Below are 17,638 nucleotides of genomic sequence, written 5' to 3'. Positions count from 1 at the left end.
CCTGATTTTTGTGATATAGTATAAGAATGTACAATTTCATTTAACCCCTTTTACGTTCCTCGCAAGAAGAATAACCCTTCAGATCCATGCAACCTTCATTCGGATCGACGAAGCATTAAATTCCTATTTTGAATGACCCTAACGAAGTAAGAGTTTATGAAAGACGCATTCTGATTCACACTGGCGCGGTCATCGGAGCCGCAAGGACAAAAGAGAGGCAGGGCTTTTGTTGTTTTGGAAAGGTCATTATTCTGTTTACCGACAAGAATACTTAAGGAACCGGCTGCAGTCTGCCATGTTCGGGCTGTCAGGGGTTAAATAATAGACGGCGTCATGCTGCGCCTGACAAAATACACAGAACCCCCGGGAGCTGCCCTTCGCAGTCTTCGGGGGTTCGTCCATTTTAGAGGTGATAGCCTTTGATCGGCGTTTTGACCGGAGCGCCGCGCTTCATGTATTCAAGGAGGGTAATCGGATTGTTGTCCATGCCTCCCGCGTTGACCCGGTAGCCGATATATTGCCCCGGGCCGTTGATGCCCGGTTTGACGGAGAACGTCACCTGAACGCCGAGCTTGCGGCAGATGTCGATCACGGGTTTGGAATAACCGCCGTACGGAAACGCCAGGATGTCGCGGTCATTTCCGATTTTGGCGCGTAAAATTCGATTGGATAAGTCCAGGTCCCGCGTGACCCTCCGCGTATATTCTTCCCGCGTCTCGACATGGTGCAGCGTTTTGTTGTCTTCCGGCCCCATCAGCATCGGTTCGGCACGGTCCTTGTTTTTCCCAAACATCCGAATATAACCGTAAGCATGGGAGTCGTAGGTGTGGCTGTAAAAATCGATTCCCTTGCGGTGCATCTCCTGCACTTGCTGCCAATTGAGCTTCGGCAGTCCCGGATGTTTGGCGTTGCCGATGGTCGCGACGATCAGGAAATTGGTTGCTGGCGCGCGGTACTCCTGCAGAATGGGGAAAACATGTTTGTAAAACGTCTCGTAGCCGTCGTCGAACGTCAGCAGCACCGCGTTGTCCGGCACGGGGCGGCGTTTCCTGATGAAGTCGGCGTATTGCTCCATCGTGATCCAGTGAAAGCCGTTCGCCTTCATCGCATCGAGCTGCTGCCTGAATACGGCCGTATCCAAGCTCTTAATGTCGGTGGGGTGGGGCTGCACGTCGTGATACATCAGGACGATCACCTTATTTTTATAATAAATGGCGTTTGGCGTCGGCCGGGTCGAGAAAAAGCCGTGTACGCGGGCCGCCCCGGCCCCTCCCTTAAGCGGGGTCCGCGCCGGATGGTAAACGTACGGGCCCTCTCTCCATAAAAACAACACAGCGATCAACAATAAAATGCCGAAAGTTCCGTACGATAATATTTTTTTCCGGTGCATGGCTTGCTTGAACTCCTTTATTGCTAATGATGGCAAAAGCTTTATTTTTGGATGATTTTCGCGCTTGTCCGGTGATACCTTCCCTGCATAATAAACATACTCTGAAAACAAGGAGTGATGCAAATGCCCAACTATCGGATCATCGTCGACCTTTCGGACCGCAAGCTGCATTTGCTGGACGAAAACCGGGTCGTGAAAACCTATCCCGTCGGCATCGGCAGAATGGTAACCAGCACCCCGACGGGCGAATTTACGATCATCAACAAACAGGAAAATCCGGGCGGGCCGTTCGGAGCGCTATGGATGGGCTTGTCCAAACCGCACTACGGCATACATGGAACCAACGATCCGGCTTCGATCGGCCATGAAGTGTCGCATGGATGCATCCGGATGCACAACGAGGATGTGCTCGAACTTTCCTCTTACGTGCCCGTCGGCACGCGCGTGACGATCCGGCCCTAGCTTAAAGTCCCGCATCATGCCGCCCGAATAAACAAATCCCTGCAAGAAACTGCCGTTTCCGCAGGGATTTGTTTTTAGAGCCGATAGGCTAGTCTTTGACCGGATACGCCATGACGCTCATCAGCGCGTTTTCGGCTTGCGTGGAATCCAGCCTGCTGTACTGCACATAGACGGGACCGCTGCTGACGACTTCCATGGCATAAGGCACGCCCTTGGGGATCAACCGTCCTTCCGCTTGCAGCGACGCGGTTCGGATATGCTTCGTTCGTTGGCCCGGAACGGTCGTCTCCATGCCGAGCAACGGCTCGCGGTCCTCAAAAAAAGCGTTGACGGTAACCGTGACGTCTTCCCGGTTCAAATTCAGCACGCATATCGATTCATGGCTTTCCAGTCGTCCGCTGCTGTCCGGCGGAATGTACCCGTCCGGGATGATCCACTGCAATTCGCCTTTGGGCATGATGGTTTACCTCCGCTTTCATCAGGTATTGATCTACCCATTCTGCGGATGAAACCGATATTCCTTCCTATTTCCGTAAAAAACGCTTTGCGCCGCAGGTTGTTTATTGCCGGGAGCCGTCCGCGTCCGGGCCGTCGGGGTTGACCCGAATTCCCTTTTCGTGCCGGTATTGAACGACGAGCTGCCGCCAAAAATCATAACTTCCTTTTCCATCCGAGATATACGGCTTGTAAAAGTCGTAAGCATCCTGCGCCCAAACCGGGCAGGGCATATTCAGCAGGATTTCCTGCTGCTTGATCCAGGCGGCTTGCTGCGCGACCGTTGCCTGCAGCGCTTGGAACGCCGCCTTTTCTTCTGGGGTCATGGGTTCGCCCTCCTCCTTTTTGCGATCATAACGATACAAATCGTACCGGTCCATGAGTTGCATCAGCTTTTCCGCATAGTTCGGATCCGTCGCATAACCGGCTTTCGCTACCGCTTTTGCCGCCGTTTTGCCGTCCGCATGCAACGCCCCGCTGTACCGCCGGTCCCCGGCAACCCCGTTCAGGATCAGGCGGGAATGGTCTTGGATGGACTCCTCCCAGCTATGGTACTTGCGGAAATAAGCAAACATCTCCACCCAAGCGCCCCTTACATATTCCGAGGTCGGCATACGGATGCTCCCGGCGGGTCCTTCGCCTTTGATGCCGAACAAATTATTCGCTTGCGCCGCAAGGCTGCTTGCCCCCCATGCCGATTCCAGCGCCGCCTGGGCAATCGTAAGGGATGCGGGGACTCCCGTCTTCGCCTGGTCCGCAACCGCAAGCGGAGCTATTTTGGCGATGAACTCCTCCTGTTTCACCTAAAGACACCCCCTCTTCGTTCTTGCAAATATGACATTTGGAACCCTCCTCATACCATTCAATGCCGACCGGCTTCAGGCGGCCTGTACGGCCATACCTTGCCCGAATCTCATACAAGCCCTTTTCGTGACGGATGGAACGTACGCCCTCCCGGCGGCATGCGGCGCATGTATTGCTTAAAGCCGCGAACTTTTTTAAGATAACAGAAGCAATAATCCCGAAAACGAGCATGCAAGCCGATGGCGAACGTGTATGCTCTATATACGCATCTTATTGGTTACGGAGGGGAGAGATGAATATGAACGATATGAAATGCCGCATCATTCGCGGCGAAGTCAAGCCCGGAATCCGCGCCGTTCAGGCGGGAGCGGAAGATAAAGCAGCGGTGAACGGCCTGATGGTACAAGCCGCGGCCTGGCTGCAAAGCAAAGGTTCCAAGCAATGGCACGAGCTGCTTGCGGGAGAGGACCGCCACGGCGTGCCCGAAGCGATCGACCGCGGCGACGTATTTATATTCAAGAAAGGCGAGGCGCTCGCCGGCATGGTCATTCTTCAGCAACACGCCAGCGCGTGGGACCGTTCGTTATGGGGGGATGAGGGGCATGAATCCTCCGTTTACCTGCACCGGCTTTGCATCAACCGGGACTTTGCCGGCGAACAGCTTGGCAGCGCCATTTTGGACTGGGCGGTAAACGGCATCCGTTTTCCCCGCAAGGATCGGATCCGTTTGGACTGCATCGCTTCCGTGCCGGCCCTCAACCGCCTATATAGCGGGGCCGGGTTCGAGTATCGCGGACCGGCCCCGGGAGCTTCGTTCAATCTCTATGAAAAGCGGGTACCGCCGCAGATTAACGCTGCGGAATAAGCCATGCCAGGACACAAAAAGAGGCGGCCTCCTGCCAAGGAGAACGCCTCTTCGTTGATTTTGCCGCTATGCGGATGAATCCAGCGTACGGCCGGTTTTATCCAGAATGACCCGGCTTTCTTCATTGAGTCCTTGTACGGTAACCCGTTTGCCGAGCGCCTCGTATTTATCGATCACTTTGGTGAGGGCGCTGGTTGCCGATTGGTCCCACAGATGCGACGCCGCAAAGTCGATGACGACATGTTCGGGATCCTCGTGATAGGCAAACAGCTGGGTAAAATGCGACATGGTTCCGAAAAACAGCTGCCCATGGATACGATATATTTTTGCTCCCTGCCCGGTTCGTTCCGTGGAGGCATGGATCCGCGCCATTTTCCAGCCGAACCGCAGCGCGCTCAAGATCACGCCCGCCACGACGCCAAGGGCCAGATTCGAAGTCGCCACCACGATCGCCACGGTCACGACCATCACGATCGTATCGCCGATCGGCACCTTATGCAGCGTCCGCAAAGAATGCCAATCGAACGTTCCGACGGACACCATGATCATCACGCCAACCAGCGCCGCCATCGGAATCACCTTGACCACGCTGCCAAGGGCGATAATGAGAAACAGCAGGAACACGCCGGCCACCAACGTCGACAGCCGGGAACGGCCGCCGGATTTTACGTTGATCACCGTTTGTCCGATCATTGCGCAGCCCGCCATGCCTCCGAAAAAGCCGGAAACGATATTGGCAATGCCCTGCCCTTGGATCTCGCGGTTTTTGTCGCTTCCCGTCTCGGTCAGCTCATCCACCAGATTCGCCGTCAGCAGCGATTCCGTCATTCCGACCACCGCCAGCGCCAGGGCGTACGGCAATACGGTTATGAACAGATGGAACGATATCGCGACCGACGGAATATGAAAGGACGGCAGCGTCTGCGTGATCGTCCCCATGTCGCCCACCGTTCTGACGTCCGCATGCGTCAATACCGAAATCACCGTCATCACGATGATCGCCACCAAAGCCGAAGGAACGGCCTTCGTCAGGAACGGGAACAAATAAATAATGAGCAGCGTGCCCGCCACCATCAGATACATGACCCAGGTCGCGCCGACGAAGTTGGGAAGCTGCGCCATAAAAATGACGATGGCCAGCGCATTAACGAAACCGACAATCACCGGCTGCGGCACGAAGGTAATCAAACGACCGAATTTCAGCGCGCCCATCACCCACTGCAATATCCCCGTCAATATGGTCGTCGCGAATAAATATTCGATGCCGTATTTAGCTACGATCGGTCCCATCAGGGAGGCCATGGCGCCCGTCGCCGCCGAAATCATGCCCGGCCTTCCGCCGACAAACGAAATCGTGAAGGCGATCAGGAAAGATGCGTACAATCCGACCATCGGATCCACGCCGGCCATCAGGGAAAAGGCGATCGCCTCCGGAATGAGCGCAAACGCCACCGTCAAGCCGGATAAAATATCTTTTCTGACATTACTAAAGAAACCTTGTTTCAAGCCATTCAAAAACAAAGAAATAATTCCCCCTATCCTATGTTGTGCCGAGCGTCCGTACATAATCCGAAAGAAAGCATATAAACAAAATGATAGCTCCCCACTCTCAGGTTCGCCGGGTCCGATTTTCACTGATCATTATTATAAACATAAATTGAATCGATCCCAAAATGCCATGTAAGCGATTAAATACGGCGTTTGCTCTCCTATCGTCCCGATTCCTTGTTCTTATCTGCCATCCCCCCCGCAATAAATGAGCTTTTTACCTGCTGTTTCTATCACGAAACATCTCAAACCTTTTGAATATATTACTAGAAACGAAGATGTTATAAACATTTTCGTTTTCCGCCAACCTCATGCTTCACCCATCACTCCCCTTACTTGGCAAAAAGCCTGCGGCCCCCGCTCATCCGCAGGCTTTTTGCATGGCTTCAAACAACCGCGGCAAACGAAAAAAGCCAAACCCTGCCTCTCTCGCGAGGTGCATTTGGCTTGGCCGCAAAACCGCTGTACATACGTATCAACGAAACGAATGATTCCCTTACTCGACGGTAATTTCTCCGGCGGAGGTCTGAAGCAAAATCTCCGCTCCTCCCCCGTTAAACTCCCGTTTTCCGTCCGGCACGCCGGTGACCGCCCCAAGGTCGCTTTCCGCCTGAAGCGTATATTTCATCGTATCGGCAAAGGAGGCGCGGATGCTTCCTACGTCGGTCCGGGCCGTCAGACTGCCGCCTTCCTCGATCCCGTTCATTCGGAGCTGCAGGCTTCCGGCATCGGCTTCAATCTCGGACGAACCCAACGCGTGGCCGTCTAGCACGACGATATTCCCCACATTATTGCGGATTCGGTAGTTCCCTTTAAACCCTTCCACGTTCACTTCCCCGACGTCGCTCGCGATATCGATGCCCGTCACCGATCCGGGAACTTCGATTTCATAGTCGATGACGAAGTCGGAATAGCCGTATTTGGATTCCGCCCAATCCCATAAATTCCGTTCCGGGTCGTCTTTCGGGCTGGTTGCGAGCCTCAGGTTGCCGCCCTCCGGAAGGAACGAAGTCTCCGCTTGTTCCGCCAAGTTTTCGTAAAACCTGTCTTTCAAAAACCAAATCGTCGTCTTCACCTGGACCGCGTCCCCCGCCACCGGCACGAGGCGAATGTTTCCGACCTTATGCTCGATGCGCAGCACCGTCTCTGAGCCGGATTCATGCTGAGCCGTTAACTCGAGCGGTTTACCGCTCCGCTTGATTCGGTCCGCCATCCCGGAAGCGGCGTTGCCGATCGAATCCCCCGCGGCGGCTGTAACCTGCTGCAGGTCCTCCTTAACGGATTGCGCGGCTTCGTTAACGGAAGCGCAGCCCGTCAAAAGCAGCCCTGAAAGGATCGCCCCGGCCGCTGCCCACTGATATGATCTCTTCATCATGAGTTCCCTCCGATACCCCTCTGGTTATATCTGGTACTCATTATACGGGTCGGAGGCGCCACTCGCGCCGAGCCTGAGACTAGTCGCTCCCTGGACTTTGGTCTGGGAGGGGAGCCGACCTGGCCGCCTGGATATGAAAGTTTAGACGTGCACGGCCCGGATATCCTCGAATCGGATCCACTGCCAGTCATCTTCCTCGCGCAGTTTGATTTCCTTCAAATATGTATTGACGACGGTCACAAAACCGCGCAGCTGACGGCTTCCGTTCGGCGTGTCGACCGTCATGCCGATTTTAACGTGCGCTTCGAGCGAATGCGTAAGCTCGCGTTCGATGCTTGCCCAATCCTGATGCTCCTTCTCCGGGCGGGATGCCTCCTTGCGTTCCGGCTCCGGTGTCATCAAAGCGGATGGATGCGGTTTGTTCATCTATCATCATCTCCCGTTAATCAAATAAGAACACACGTTCCTATTATACCCCAAATCATTCCCTTTTGGCAATGTGAAATAACTCCCGGCAAAGTCAGACTCCGCCGCCGTAAATGCATTCGCGTCATTCGCCGCGAAGCCGCAAGCGTTCAAGAAACTGCTCTTCCGAGATGACCTCGATGCCTTCCCGCTGTAGCAGCGCGGCCGTCACTCCGCTTCCGGCCACTTTGCGGTTTTCAAACTTGCCGTCATAGATCATCAAGCTGCCGCAGGAAGGACTGTATTCTTTCAACACGACCAGGCGGGCACCCAACCCGCGTATCACCTCCAGCGCCGCATAAGCGCCCTTGACGTACATCTCGCTGACGTCCCTGCCCGATTTTTCGATGACCCGGGCTTGTCCGTCCAGCACGTCGGCACCGGTTCCGCCTTGAATTTCGGCCGGCTCCCGCGGCGTCGCGAATCCGCCCATCAGCTCCGGGCAAACCGTCACCGCCTTTTTTTCCCCGACCAGACGCCGAATCGTTTCATCCAGGCAGTCCGTTCCGTTATATCTCACTTTCAATCCTGCCAGGCAGGAACTGACCACGATCATACCAATCACTCCTTAACTTCATTATACAAGACGAACGGCCTCGATGGTCAGGTTCAACAAATTGCTTTCTGAGCGCACCAGGCAGGCCCGGGGCCAACAGCAAAAAAAAGCGCAAGCCCACTTTCGTGAACCGCGCTTTGCCTGGGTTGAGCCGTGCCTAGAACGCCTCTTCGATCCTATAAAGGAATCAGCCGCTCCCCGGAATCGTCTTGTCGCTTTTTCTCTCGAACCCCGGCTCGTATACGCTGAAAAAGGAAATGCTCGATGTTTTGACGTGATGTTCGTTCAGCACGACCCATTCCTCGCTTTTCAGCCGTGCAATGATTCCCGGAACGTCGCCCGAAATGATATTCAATGACTCCCCGCCGACAAAATGAATCGTAATGCTGCTTTCGCTCAAAATGCCTCCACCTCCAGAAATTCGCTCCATATCATGGAAGTATTCCCCGTTCCTTCACTTCTTATATACACGGGACGGAGAAAGGAAAAACGGGAGGAAGGAACTATATCCAAAATGTTTATTTAATATCATTAAAATTCCATTTATAATCATTTCAGGCGGTAAATTGTCGTTTTATTGAAACCAACCGATTGTCTGCCCCGTAAAATAAGTCAAAAGAATGTCGAATATGCTTGAAATGATCGGTAGTCCGTTAGACTCACTATTGTTCAAGCCGCAGCAAGCCGGGAGGTGACGAAACAAGCCAATCGATGCATTGAGCTTATGCTTCCTACAGGACGATGAAAGCCAATCTCCCAGCCGACGGGTACGACAAAAGGATGGAAACACTTTGAAGAAATCAATCGTATTATTGCTGTCCCTGTGCCTCGTAATGACTGCTTGCAGCTCCAAAGAGAAGGAAAAAGCAGCCGAGGAACCGAAGACGACCGCCACCCAAGAAGCGCCTAAGGAAACGCCGAAAGAAACCCCGAAAGAATCGGAAGATCAAAAACTGGCTACCGCCGAAACCGAAGAATTCGCTTTTTCGTACCCGGCTTCCTGGCAAGCCTACGATTTGTCCCAGCTTAACCAGCCTGCGATCAAAGCAGCCTATGCAGATCCCGCGCCGAAGTCCGCCTTTGCGGATAATGTGAATGTTGCCGCCGACAATTCCACGTTTACGGCCAAAGAAAACGCCGATATGGTCGTTGCCCAATATGAAGGCGGTGCACTGGCAAATGCCATCAAGGATTTCAAAAAAATCAGCTATACCGAGGGGGCCCATAACAGCGGAATTTTGGTGGGCGAATATACGCAGGCGCAATCGGGAGTTCCAGTCGTTTTGACGCAATACATCGTTCCGACGGGCAGCTCTACCTATACGCTCAGCATTTCTTATACCAAGGAATCCTATGAAAACGGCGGCAAGGAAACGGTACAGAAAATGGTCGATTCCTTCAAATTAAGCAGCAAAGCCTTAGCTGCTGCCGATACAGGGAAAACGTCCACCGGCCAAGCTAACGCCGCAGCAAATGCAGGACAAACGCAATTGGCTGACATGATGGCTCAAATCATTCCGTCGATAACCGATAATGCCGGCCAAATGACCGAAAAGACTTATAACTACATAGTGAGCCATAAAGACCTGTTCCCTGCCTTGACGGCAGAAAGTAAAAAAGCCGCCAAATCTTCGGTGGATGCCAGCGTCACGTCCCGTCATCTGTTCAAAAACATCAACCCGTATTTGGATAAAATGGTGCAGGTAAGCGGTCCGGTCATCGACATCGAGGAGGAAGAAACGGAGATCGGAACGATCGCCATCATCCATGTGGGGGATGAAAACGACAATTCCTTTGTCGGCCTATACATGAACTCCACCGGCGACATCCTGGAAGGCGATGAGGTCACGATGGTCGGGCTTCCAACCTCTCTGTTCTCGTTTGACAATATCGGCGGCGGAACCACCAACGCCATTCTGATGAGTGTTTCCACGGTGCAGAAAACGAAATAATTCCAAAAACAAAAACGCAGAACCTTCGGGATCATTACCGATGGTCTGCGTTTTTTCCATGTACTATAGATCAATGAATCCGGTCCGGAATAAGCTTCTGCACGATTTGCTTCGAAAGATCCTGCGTCTCCCCTTGGATGGCTTCCATCGCTTTTCGTTTTTCCAGCTCCAGCTCCGCCAGCGCCTCTGCCACATGCCGATCCGACTCGTCCCTTGCTTCCTTGATGACTTGCTCCGCTTTCGCCAAGCTTTCCCGGATCGTACGCTGTACGGCGTTATTCGCATCCTGCACCGCGGACTGCAGCACCGCGTTTCTTTCGGCTTCGAGCCTTCGCATCTCCTCCCGAAGCTGTTCAGCCGACTCCAGACGTTGTTTCGTGCGGGTCTCCCTTTGCTCCATAACCTTAAACAGCGGTCCAAATGCATACTTGCTTAACAAAAAGTATAAAACCAAAAACGCAATGAGGGTCATCACCATCGAAGGCAGGGATGTTGCACTGAAAAAATTCATCGTTTCCGCTCCTTTGCAGCCAAAGTTCCGATCTCATCGACATGCAATGCGTCATAACATGGTGCCGGTTCGCCTAGAGATGTTTCTAACGTACCATAATTTTCCTTATAATAAAGGTAGGAACGGTTTCGATTGTTTGTCTTTTTTGTGAAATGCAATTATCGATTAGGATGGTGTCCCTTCCTGACATACCCAAACATAAATGCCAGCACAACGGCGAAAATATAACACGCCTTAAGGATAATAGGGACTTGCACGGCGATACTTAAAATCAAAAAGATCAAGACAAAGCCGCTTTCTTCCCTGAGATACCGCGAAAATGTCTTGGCCAGGATACGATAAACCATGATTCCGACGTACAACAACATGGAGACGGTGTACCCGATCGTGACGAGCATGATTTTCCCCTTCCGAAAAGACGTGGTTAAGCAAAAAGACGCGGCTTCCGAAATTCGGAATCCCGCGTCCTGTAAGGCTTCATAAGGATGCTGGTGAAGGGAATTGAACCCCCGACCTACGCATTACGAGTGCGTTGCTCTACCCCTGAGCTACACCAGCTTAACAAGGCGTTTCATTACAAACAATCAAACGAAACATAAACTATTATACAGCTTTTGCAGGGAAATGCAATAGTTTATCCCAAAAAAATTTAGGAGGCGCTATTGCAGCTTCGCCCGCACCGATTGCAGCTTCTGCGCGCTCGAGGAGGGTTTGTCGCGCCGGTCGTCGATTTTGACCGATGTCGATACCCGCTGCGCTCCCGCAAGGAACGGAGCTTCATGAAGCGCCGCAATGGCTTTCCATACGTCCTCCAGCGAACCCTCGATAATCGTGCTCATCGACGTTAATTGATAACTGATGCCCTGCTGATTCGCCAGCACCTTTTGCATATCGGCCACGTAAGCGCTCAGGCTGGTCGTCGCCGTTCCGATCGGAATGACCGTCACTTCCGCAATCGCCATGTTATTGCCTCCCTATCCTTTGCTCGGGCAAACCTGGATCGGCCCGTCCATCTCCCCCTATTGTATCCAACTCCGGAAAAGATAGCAAAGCCACCGAAACATCGATTGACCGTGTGCAAAGCTTTACGAGGCGCCCTTTTGCCCAAAAGCGGCAATACCGGTTAGGAATGTCCCCCATCCCGCCTGTAACGGGATTCGCGCATTTGGTTTAATGCAAGCAGCAAATGCATATTGCGCGGGAAAACGGATTACGCTATACTAAGCGACAAGAATTGAAGACCGATATTATGCCGATGACCAGCATCCAACTGCGAGGCGTTTTCGACCGGAGCAATAAGATGTGTTGCTCCCTAAGTTAACCGGCTTTCCGTCCGTTACCGCGGAACCAAGGGGATCGGTCCCTGCCGCTTTAATGCAGCGTCAAACCGGTCAATTTGGGTGGCACCGCGAGCAAGCGCTCCTCGTCCCAAAGGATGAGGGCGCTTTTTGTATTTTTCGGACAAAGGAGCTGTCAAAATCATGTTAAGCATGCAATTTATCCGCGACAATCAAGAGCGGGTGCAGCAAACGGCCATCCACAAAAACATCCCCTTTCAGGTGGAGGAGCTGCTCGCGTGGGATGCCAAACGGAAGGAGCTTCTCCGGCAAACGGAAGCGATCCGGGCCCGGCGAAACCAGCTGAGCAAGGAAGTCGCTCCCCTCATGAAGCAAGGGAACCCGGGGGCGGCAGAACCGCTGATGGCACAGGTGAAAGACATGAACAAAACGCTGGGCGCCCTCGAAACGGAACTTCAGGCGGCCGAAGGCCGGGTATCGGAGCTGCTTCTGCTCGTTCCCAATATCGTGTCGGAGGATACGCCGATCGGCAAGGACGACGGCGACAACGTCGAGGTTCGCCGTTTCGGCGAAGCGCCGGTTTTTGATTTCGAGCCGCGGGACCACGTCGCCCTCGGGGAAATGCATGATTTGTTCGACATTCCGCGGGGCGTAAAAACGGCAGGGACGCGCAATTATTATTTGAAGGGCGCAGGCCTTTACCTTCACCTTGCGGTGCAGCGGCTGGCGCTGGATTATTTGGCGGCGCACGGGTTTACGCCGATGGACGTACCGGTCATGGTCCGGCCGGAAGCCTTGACCCGCACAGGGTTCTTCCCCGCAGGGCAGGATCAGACCTTCGGGATCGCGGACGAAGGAAAATGGCTTGTCGGCACGTCGGAGGTATCGCTTGTGTCGTATTACAGCGACGAAATCGTCGACGTGGGCGAGCCGATCCGGCTGGCAGGCATGTCGGCCTGTTACCGGCGCGAAATCGGCTCGGCGGGCCGGGACGTCCGTGGACTGTACCGGGTGCATCAGTTCGCCAAAGTCGAGCAGGTCGTTCTCTGCCAAAACGACCCTAGCGTATCGGAGGCTCTGTTGCAGGAGATCACCGGCCATGCCGAAGCGATTTTGCGGATGCTGGAGCTTCCATACCGGGTGATGGCCGTGTGCACCGGCGATATGTCGCAAAAAACGTATAAACAATATGATATCGAGACGTGGATGCCAAGCCGCGGCGCCTACGGCGAAACGCACTCGTCGTCGAACCTGCTGGATTTTCAGGCCCGGCGTTCGAATATCCGTTACCTTGACGAGGACGGCAATCTCCAGTACTGCCATACGCTAAACAATACGGCCGTCGCTTCGCCGCGCATTCTGATCCCGCTCCTCGAAAACCATCAGCGGCCGGACGGCAGCATAGATATCCCGCAAGCGTTGCGGCCGTACATGGGCGGCATCGAGCGGCTCACGCCGCCCGAACCCGAGGAATAACTTTAGGACAGAAAAAGTATTCAACCGGCATTTACCAGGATCCCCCTCATACAATACTAACAACGCGCTGCACCCGATGAGGCCGGGGATTTTGGCTTTCCCATGAAGGTTGCCGTTGATCCTGAACGATGAAGTGCATAGCCGACCTGTCTGGTTACGACCGGTACCCAAAGCATTTTCCTGTTGTTGCAGACGCCGGACCTTCAGGAATATACTGGTTGTACAGAAAAACAAGTCACCGCTTGCGAACGTCTCACAATCATGCTGGAGGTGTCGGGATGGAAAATCCTTCGAACGTACAGGATGTGGCAAATCTATATCTTCAAATCGCAACCGAAAATTTCAAGCAGCTCAAAGCGTCGGCCGAAAAGGCCATTAGCCAAATCAAGGACGATGCCAGGCTGAATTGGGCTCCGGGGGAAGAATCCAACAGCATCGCGGTGATCGTCAAACACGTTAGCGGCAACATGATCTCGCGCTGGACGGATTTTCTGACGACGGACGGCGAAAAACCCGGACGTAACCGGGATGAGGAATTCGAAGGCACGCTTTCGTCCCGGGAAGAGCTCCTCGCCGTGTGGAACCGGGGCTGGGACGTATTTTTACGGACGCTTTCGGAACTTAAAGGCGAGGACCTGCTGCGGACCGTCTATATTAAGCAGAAGCCGCATTCCGTGCTTGAAGCAATCGAGCGCCAGATGTCGCATTATTCAAGCCACGTCGGCCAAATCATTTATCTCGCCAAAATGATTCAAGGCGACGAATGGCAGACGCTTAGCATACCGAAAAGAAAAAAAGCGTGATTTTCGTACCGCCCGGTCCTTTTCGAATAAGGATATCCGGAACAACAGCCCAGGATCTTAAGAAAAAAGCCTCCCGCGCCTTTTTGGGCGGGAGGCTGCATTCTATGCGGTTCCATAATCGCGACGATTTCCCGGAACCCGGGACGAAACATTCATCAAAGATTTGACGAGTCCGAATCCATCCTGTCCATGTGAGGTAGGGATCGTCCGCCATCGGTCCATGATCCTTTCGTGGATTAGGCTCTGGTATTACAAATTCCGGTTCATTTGCCGGCGTTTCTCCGCCCTTTTTCTTGCATCCCGCTCCCGATGCTGGTTGTACAACATGACGCCCAACATGGCGATCACGATACTAAAACCGACGATCAGCACTATATCCGCCAAACCGCCCGCCAGCACATAAACCGTAGACAATACAACCGCCGTACCGCAAAAAAGGCCGACGCCTGCCATGAATTTCTTCATGCACCCACTCCCTTTTCATCAGCCGAATCCAAGATCCCGTTCCCGCAAAACAGACCCGAATCCAGGTTCCGTCCAAAAAGAACATATCTTCTCCATGTTCCAAAAACAGACATCGAGCAGCGTTTTGGCGGCAAGCACCTGCCCGCAACAAATCGGTTTGGGGTACGTAATCCCTTAAAAGCCGGACTGCTCCTGTAACCATTCCCGCGGCTTGTGATTATGCTGTACCATGAGGATTGGCAAAATCCTGACGAGAATGACGATGGGGCAAGGTGAAAACGAATGATGAAACCGGATTATTCCTTTATCCATGCCCGGCTGAAGTCGGGAAAATATACGATGAACAAGTTGGCCTCCGCGGGATTGACGCTGCTGATGTTCCTGCTGATTTCCCGGATGTTTCCCGTTCCGGAAACGCCTTGGAACGCGGCGGACCCCGAAATGTCCATTACGCCCGAAATTTGGGTTTACAGCTACGCCATGCTGATTTCCATCGCCTCCGATGCGATCCTCGCCGTGCTGCCGCCGCTGAGCAAAATGAAGCAGGCCGCCTTGTATGCGGCAGCGGCGTATAGCGCTTTTTACGGCCTGTTCGCCGCTAATCCCGCGTTTGACGGTTACCGCGACATCGGGGCGGCCGCGGGCGTATGCACGGTGCTCGTTTTTTTCCTGGGAAAGCGGATGTTCTCCGACCGTTCCCTGCTTACCCCGCTGTTTGCGCTGGTCGTTCCGCTCATCTGCCTGTTTTGGCTGTAAGTTGAGCACGGTTTTTCCGTCGATTAAAGCGCCTCGATCAAATCGCCTGCGATCAGGGAGGACGGGTGTCCGCGTCTTTCGGCCGCAGCTTCGCCGGCAAGTCCGTGCAGGTAAACGCCGTAAGCGGCGGCTTGGACGCCGTCCAGCCCCTGGGCCAACAATCCGGCGATGATGCCCGTCAGGACGTCTCCCGATCCGGCCGTCGCCATGCCCGCATTGCCCGTCGCATTGACATAAACGGTACCGTCCGGCCCGGCAATGACCGTTCGGGCCCCTTTGAGCACCAGCGTAACCCGATGGGTTGCCGCATACAGCGAAGCGGCACCGATCCGGTCCCGCTGGACTTCCTTGACGGACAAGCCGGTCAGGCGGGCCATCTCGCCCGGATGCGGCGTCAGCACCGTATCCGCCTTCCTTCCCTGCCAGACGGGCAAGTCTTTGCAGTCCGCTAGCATATTCAGCGCATCGGCATCGACGACAAGCGGACGCTCGGACTGCTCCCATATGCGCCGCAGCCAGCGGCCGTCTCCTTCAAACCGCCCCAGCCCGGGGCCGATGGCCAGCACGCTGCGGCTTGCGGCCAGCTGAAGCACCGTTTCGGCCGAAGCCTCGTCCCAGTCCCCGTCCGCAGCGGGGGCGAGCATAATTTCCGGCGCGGCCCCGGCCATATGCGGCAGCAGCGGTGCAGGCAGCGCCCAGGTCACGAGGCCGCTGCCCGCGCGCAAAGCCGCCCGGCTGCACAGCAGCCCCGCGCCGCTCATGCGCGGGCTTCCGGCCGCCACAAGCACGTGGCCGTACGTGCCTTTGTGGCCGTCCGGCGAGCGGCGGCGCGCCGTGTCTACGCGCAAGCGGCCGCGCAGCACCGCTTCGGTCAGCAGGTAGGCGCCCCCTTCCTGCTGACCGCACAGCTCCGAGGGAATCCCGATGGAGCGCACCACCACCTCCCCGGCGGCTTCCGCGCCGGGGTACTGCGTCAAGCCTCGCTTCAGGAACGCGAGGCAAACGGTCAGCCGGGCCGCGATGCACGGCCGGCCGGCTTCCCCCGTGTCGGCGTCCAGCCCGCTGGGGATGTCCGCCGACACGATGGTCTTGCCGCTGGCATTCGCCGCGGCAATCATGTCCGCGTAAGCGCCCCGCGGCTGGCCGTGGGCGCCGGTCCCGAGCAGGGCATCGACGATGCCCGTGCATCCGCCATAGTCCACGGCATCGCGCCCGTGGACAAGCAAGGGGATGCCAAGGGCAGCGGCGGCGTCCCGCTGCAGGGCGGCATCCCCTTGCAGCTGCTCCGGCGGCAGGGCATAGACCACCGTCACGCGGATGCCCGCCTCGCGCAAATGACGCGCGGCCACCAAACCGTCTCCGCTGTTGTTGCCCTTGCCGGCGAGGATCAGCCAATGCTCGCGTTCCGGCTGATCCAGCGCAAGGCCGGCGTCGCCCCGGATGCATCCGCGCCCTCCTGCTTGCCGGCCGATGCCTTCCGCCTCATTCCTGTCTGCCCGCGCAGGCTGCCGCTCGCGGCAAAGCCGGATCACTTCCTCCGCGATCGCCTTGCCGGCGTTTTCCATCAGCGCCATGGAAGGAATGCCGATCTCCTCTATGGCGCGGCGATCAAGCTCCCGCATCTGCGCCGAAGTTACGATATGCATTCATGTCTACCTCCTTGTCAGCAGGTCCGCGACCCATCATTTTCGCGTGAACCGACCGCACGCTCCGCTTTGAGGGAAGCCGAGCCGGCTTGCTTGCCTTAATACCCCACCGTAAACCTTGAACGGACGAAATAAGGATCCTCCAGTTCATCCACGAGCGCCGCGGCCAAATCGGCGATCGTGATCCGGCTGCTGCCGAGCTCGTCGGTGATCAGCCGGTCGATGCCGATTCTGAAATTGCCGCTGCGGGGGCCGTCTTCCAGTGCGGCGGCCGGACTCAAATACGTCCAATCCAGGTCGGAACGGCTGTAAATCACGTAGGCGTCGGCATGCGCCGCAGCCAGCGGAAACCATTCTTCCGGAAACGAAGGCGTATCCATCAGCCGGGTGCCGTCATCGGTCAGCAGGCTGCCGGCGCCGCCTACGACAAGCAGGCGTTTCGTTCCCGAACGGCGCACCCCTTCGATCAGCGAACGCGCCGCTTCAAGCAGCTCCTCCTCTTCTCCCGGCTTCGGTCCGTAGGCGCTGATCACCGCCTCGCGTCCTTTCGCATTTCTTTCGACCGTCGCGGGGTCCAACAAATTCCCCTCCACGGCATGCAGACGTTCATGCTCTATCTTTAACCGGGAGGCGTCGCGCACGACGGCCGTTATGTCATGGCCGCGGTTTAGCGCCTCCCGGACCAAGGCCTGCCCGACTTTGCCGGTGGCTCCGAAAATCGTTATGTTCATGGGGTGAATGGTTTCTGTCATGAAGATGTCTCCTCTGTCT

Annotated in this window: 19 protein-coding genes and 1 tRNA gene; 6 read left to right on the top strand and 14 right to left on the bottom strand. The window is 55.3% G+C overall.

Annotated elements, in window-relative coordinates; translation table 11 throughout:
- Positions 1-403 precede the first annotated feature (403 nt).
- Positions 404-1,390 carry a polysaccharide deacetylase family protein gene (locus NYE48_RS02875; protein ID WP_340996773.1) on the bottom strand — a complete coding sequence of 329 codons (987 nt, stop codon included), beginning with the start codon at positions 1,388-1,390 and terminating at the stop codon, positions 404-406.
- Between the two features lie 123 nt (positions 1,391-1,513).
- Here NYE48_RS02875 and NYE48_RS02870 point away from each other — a divergent pair, with 123 nt between their 5' ends.
- Positions 1,514-1,852, top strand: coding sequence for a L,D-transpeptidase (locus NYE48_RS02870; protein WP_212948822.1), 339 nt, complete (start codon positions 1,514-1,516; stop codon positions 1,850-1,852).
- Between the two features lie 88 nt (positions 1,853-1,940).
- Here the strand turns inward: NYE48_RS02870 and NYE48_RS02865 are convergent, their stop codons facing one another.
- On the bottom strand, positions 1,941-2,309 hold the full coding sequence (locus tag NYE48_RS02865; protein ID WP_036708709.1) for a sensory rhodopsin transducer: 369 nt from the start codon (positions 2,307-2,309) through the stop codon (positions 1,941-1,943).
- A 103-nt stretch (positions 2,310-2,412) separates the two neighbouring features.
- Positions 2,413-3,150, bottom strand: coding sequence for a glycoside hydrolase family 73 protein (locus NYE48_RS02860; RefSeq protein WP_212948821.1), 738 nt, complete (start codon positions 3,148-3,150; stop codon positions 2,413-2,415).
- A gap of 299 nt (positions 3,151-3,449) precedes the next feature.
- Between NYE48_RS02860 and NYE48_RS02855 the strand changes: the two genes are divergently transcribed.
- Positions 3,450-4,016 (top strand): GNAT family N-acetyltransferase, encoded by a 567-nt coding sequence (locus tag NYE48_RS02855; RefSeq protein ID WP_340996769.1) that lies wholly within the window; start codon positions 3,450-3,452, stop codon positions 4,014-4,016.
- A 66-nt stretch (positions 4,017-4,082) separates the two neighbouring features.
- Here NYE48_RS02855 and NYE48_RS02850 read toward each other — a convergent pair whose 3' ends face one another.
- The 5 genes from NYE48_RS02850 to NYE48_RS02830 form a co-directional block, all read right to left on the bottom strand.
- A complete protein-coding gene (locus NYE48_RS02850) occupies positions 4,083-5,582 on the bottom strand; it encodes a SulP family inorganic anion transporter (RefSeq protein WP_052146900.1) in 1,500 nt (499 codons plus the stop codon).
- 478 nt (positions 5,583-6,060) lie between these two features.
- Positions 6,061-6,939 carry a hypothetical protein gene (locus NYE48_RS02845; RefSeq protein WP_340996765.1) on the bottom strand — a complete coding sequence of 293 codons (879 nt, stop codon included), beginning with the start codon at positions 6,937-6,939 and terminating at the stop codon, positions 6,061-6,063.
- A gap of 141 nt (positions 6,940-7,080) precedes the next feature.
- The gene (locus NYE48_RS02840; protein ID WP_212948815.1) at positions 7,081-7,365 is read right to left on the bottom strand and encodes a YolD-like family protein; all 285 of its coding nucleotides are present in this window, start codon (positions 7,363-7,365) and stop codon (positions 7,081-7,083) included.
- Positions 7,366-7,489: 124 nt separating this feature from the next.
- Complete coding sequence (locus NYE48_RS02835) at positions 7,490-7,960, bottom strand: DUF523 domain-containing protein (protein WP_036708700.1); 471 nt, start codon at positions 7,958-7,960, stop codon at positions 7,490-7,492.
- Positions 7,961-8,147: 187 nt separating this feature from the next.
- Positions 8,148-8,360 carry a hypothetical protein gene (locus tag NYE48_RS02830; protein ID WP_036708697.1) on the bottom strand — a complete coding sequence of 71 codons (213 nt, stop codon included), beginning with the start codon at positions 8,358-8,360 and terminating at the stop codon, positions 8,148-8,150.
- Between the two features lie 391 nt (positions 8,361-8,751).
- Between NYE48_RS02830 and NYE48_RS02825 the strand changes: the two genes are divergently transcribed.
- Positions 8,752-9,912, top strand: coding sequence for a hypothetical protein (locus tag NYE48_RS02825; RefSeq protein WP_340996762.1), 1,161 nt, complete (start codon positions 8,752-8,754; stop codon positions 9,910-9,912).
- A gap of 70 nt (positions 9,913-9,982) precedes the next feature.
- On the opposite strand, the gene atpF is transcribed toward NYE48_RS02825, so the two are convergent.
- From atpF to NYE48_RS02810, 3 genes are all read right to left on the bottom strand, one after another.
- Positions 9,983-10,423, bottom strand: coding sequence for a F0F1 ATP synthase subunit B (gene atpF, locus NYE48_RS02820; RefSeq protein WP_212948811.1), 441 nt, complete (start codon positions 10,421-10,423; stop codon positions 9,983-9,985).
- Positions 10,424-10,909: 486 nt separating this feature from the next.
- A tRNA-Thr gene (locus NYE48_RS02815) sits at positions 10,910-10,981 on the bottom strand.
- A gap of 101 nt (positions 10,982-11,082) precedes the next feature.
- On the bottom strand, positions 11,083-11,385 hold the full coding sequence (locus tag NYE48_RS02810; protein WP_036708885.1) for an MTH1187 family thiamine-binding protein: 303 nt from the start codon (positions 11,383-11,385) through the stop codon (positions 11,083-11,085).
- Between the two features lie 519 nt (positions 11,386-11,904).
- Here NYE48_RS02810 and serS point away from each other — a divergent pair.
- Both serS and NYE48_RS02800 read left to right on the top strand, forming a co-directional pair.
- Positions 11,905-13,197: a serine--tRNA ligase gene (serS, locus tag NYE48_RS02805; protein WP_340996760.1), complete on the top strand. Its 1,293-nt coding sequence runs from the start codon at positions 11,905-11,907 to the stop codon at positions 13,195-13,197.
- A 278-nt stretch (positions 13,198-13,475) separates the two neighbouring features.
- Positions 13,476-14,000 carry a DUF1572 family protein gene (locus tag NYE48_RS02800; RefSeq protein WP_340996757.1) on the top strand — a complete coding sequence of 175 codons (525 nt, stop codon included), beginning with the start codon at positions 13,476-13,478 and terminating at the stop codon, positions 13,998-14,000.
- Between the two features lie 249 nt (positions 14,001-14,249).
- On the opposite strand, the gene NYE48_RS02795 is transcribed toward NYE48_RS02800, so the two are convergent.
- Positions 14,250-14,465: a hypothetical protein gene (locus NYE48_RS02795; RefSeq protein WP_212948803.1), complete on the bottom strand. Its 216-nt coding sequence runs from the start codon at positions 14,463-14,465 to the stop codon at positions 14,250-14,252.
- Positions 14,466-14,747: 282 nt separating this feature from the next.
- Between NYE48_RS02795 and NYE48_RS02790 the strand changes: the two genes are divergently transcribed.
- Entirely contained in the window at positions 14,748-15,221 is a 474-nt protein-coding gene (locus NYE48_RS02790) for a hypothetical protein (protein WP_212948801.1), read from the top strand.
- Between the two features lie 23 nt (positions 15,222-15,244).
- On the opposite strand, the gene NYE48_RS02785 is transcribed toward NYE48_RS02790, so the two are convergent.
- Both NYE48_RS02785 and NYE48_RS02780 read right to left on the bottom strand, forming a co-directional pair.
- Positions 15,245-16,867, bottom strand: coding sequence for an NAD(P)H-hydrate dehydratase (locus NYE48_RS02785; RefSeq protein ID WP_340996755.1), 1,623 nt, complete (start codon positions 16,865-16,867; stop codon positions 15,245-15,247).
- A gap of 98 nt (positions 16,868-16,965) precedes the next feature.
- Positions 16,966-17,598, bottom strand: coding sequence for an NAD(P)-dependent oxidoreductase (locus tag NYE48_RS02780; RefSeq protein WP_339325018.1), 633 nt, complete (start codon positions 17,596-17,598; stop codon positions 16,966-16,968).
- Between the last annotated feature and the right edge of the window lie 40 nt (positions 17,599-17,638).

Origin of the sequence: Paenibacillus sp. FSL M7-1455 (genome assembly GCF_038004655.1) — a bacterium.
Classification (GTDB): Bacteria; Bacillota; Bacilli; order Paenibacillales; family Paenibacillaceae; genus Paenibacillus_AQ; species Paenibacillus_AQ cookii.
Note: the sequence above shows the minus strand (reverse complement) of the source record. Positions and strands in the feature narration are given on the sequence as shown.

Bases quoted from the DNA above. Each gene is read 5' to 3' on its own strand.
- NYE48_RS02875 (WP_340996773.1), bottom strand. From the start codon at position 1,390: ATGCACCGGAAAAAAATATTATCGTACGGAACTTTCGGCATTTTATTG.
- NYE48_RS02870 (WP_212948822.1), top strand. From the start codon at position 1,514: ATGCCCAACTATCGGATCATCGTCGACCTTTCGGACCGCAAGCTGCAT.
- NYE48_RS02865 (WP_036708709.1), bottom strand. From the start codon at position 2,309: ATGCCCAAAGGCGAATTGCAGTGGATCATCCCGGACGGGTACATTCCG.
- NYE48_RS02855 (WP_340996769.1), top strand. From the start codon at position 3,450: ATGAACGATATGAAATGCCGCATCATTCGCGGCGAAGTCAAGCCCGGA.
- NYE48_RS02850 (WP_052146900.1), bottom strand. From the start codon at position 5,582: ATGTACGGACGCTCGGCACAACATAGGATAGGGGGAATTATTTCTTTG.
- NYE48_RS02845 (WP_340996765.1), bottom strand. From the start codon at position 6,939: ATGATGAAGAGATCATATCAGTGGGCAGCGGCCGGGGCGATCCTTTCA.
- NYE48_RS02840 (WP_212948815.1), bottom strand. From the start codon at position 7,365: ATGAACAAACCGCATCCATCCGCTTTGATGACACCGGAGCCGGAACGC.
- NYE48_RS02835 (WP_036708700.1), bottom strand. From the start codon at position 7,960: ATGATCGTGGTCAGTTCCTGCCTGGCAGGATTGAAAGTGAGATATAAC.
- atpF (WP_212948811.1), bottom strand. From the start codon at position 10,423: ATGAATTTTTTCAGTGCAACATCCCTGCCTTCGATGGTGATGACCCTC.
- NYE48_RS02810 (WP_036708885.1), bottom strand. From the start codon at position 11,385: ATGGCGATTGCGGAAGTGACGGTCATTCCGATCGGAACGGCGACGACC.
- serS (WP_340996760.1), top strand. From the start codon at position 11,905: ATGTTAAGCATGCAATTTATCCGCGACAATCAAGAGCGGGTGCAGCAA.
- NYE48_RS02800 (WP_340996757.1), top strand. From the start codon at position 13,476: ATGGAAAATCCTTCGAACGTACAGGATGTGGCAAATCTATATCTTCAA.
- NYE48_RS02795 (WP_212948803.1), bottom strand. From the start codon at position 14,465: ATGAAGAAATTCATGGCAGGCGTCGGCCTTTTTTGCGGTACGGCGGTT.
- NYE48_RS02790 (WP_212948801.1), top strand. From the start codon at position 14,748: ATGATGAAACCGGATTATTCCTTTATCCATGCCCGGCTGAAGTCGGGA.
- NYE48_RS02785 (WP_340996755.1), bottom strand. From the start codon at position 16,867: ATGCATATCGTAACTTCGGCGCAGATGCGGGAGCTTGATCGCCGCGCC.
- NYE48_RS02780 (WP_339325018.1), bottom strand. From the start codon at position 17,598: ATGAACATAACGATTTTCGGAGCCACCGGCAAAGTCGGGCAGGCCTTG.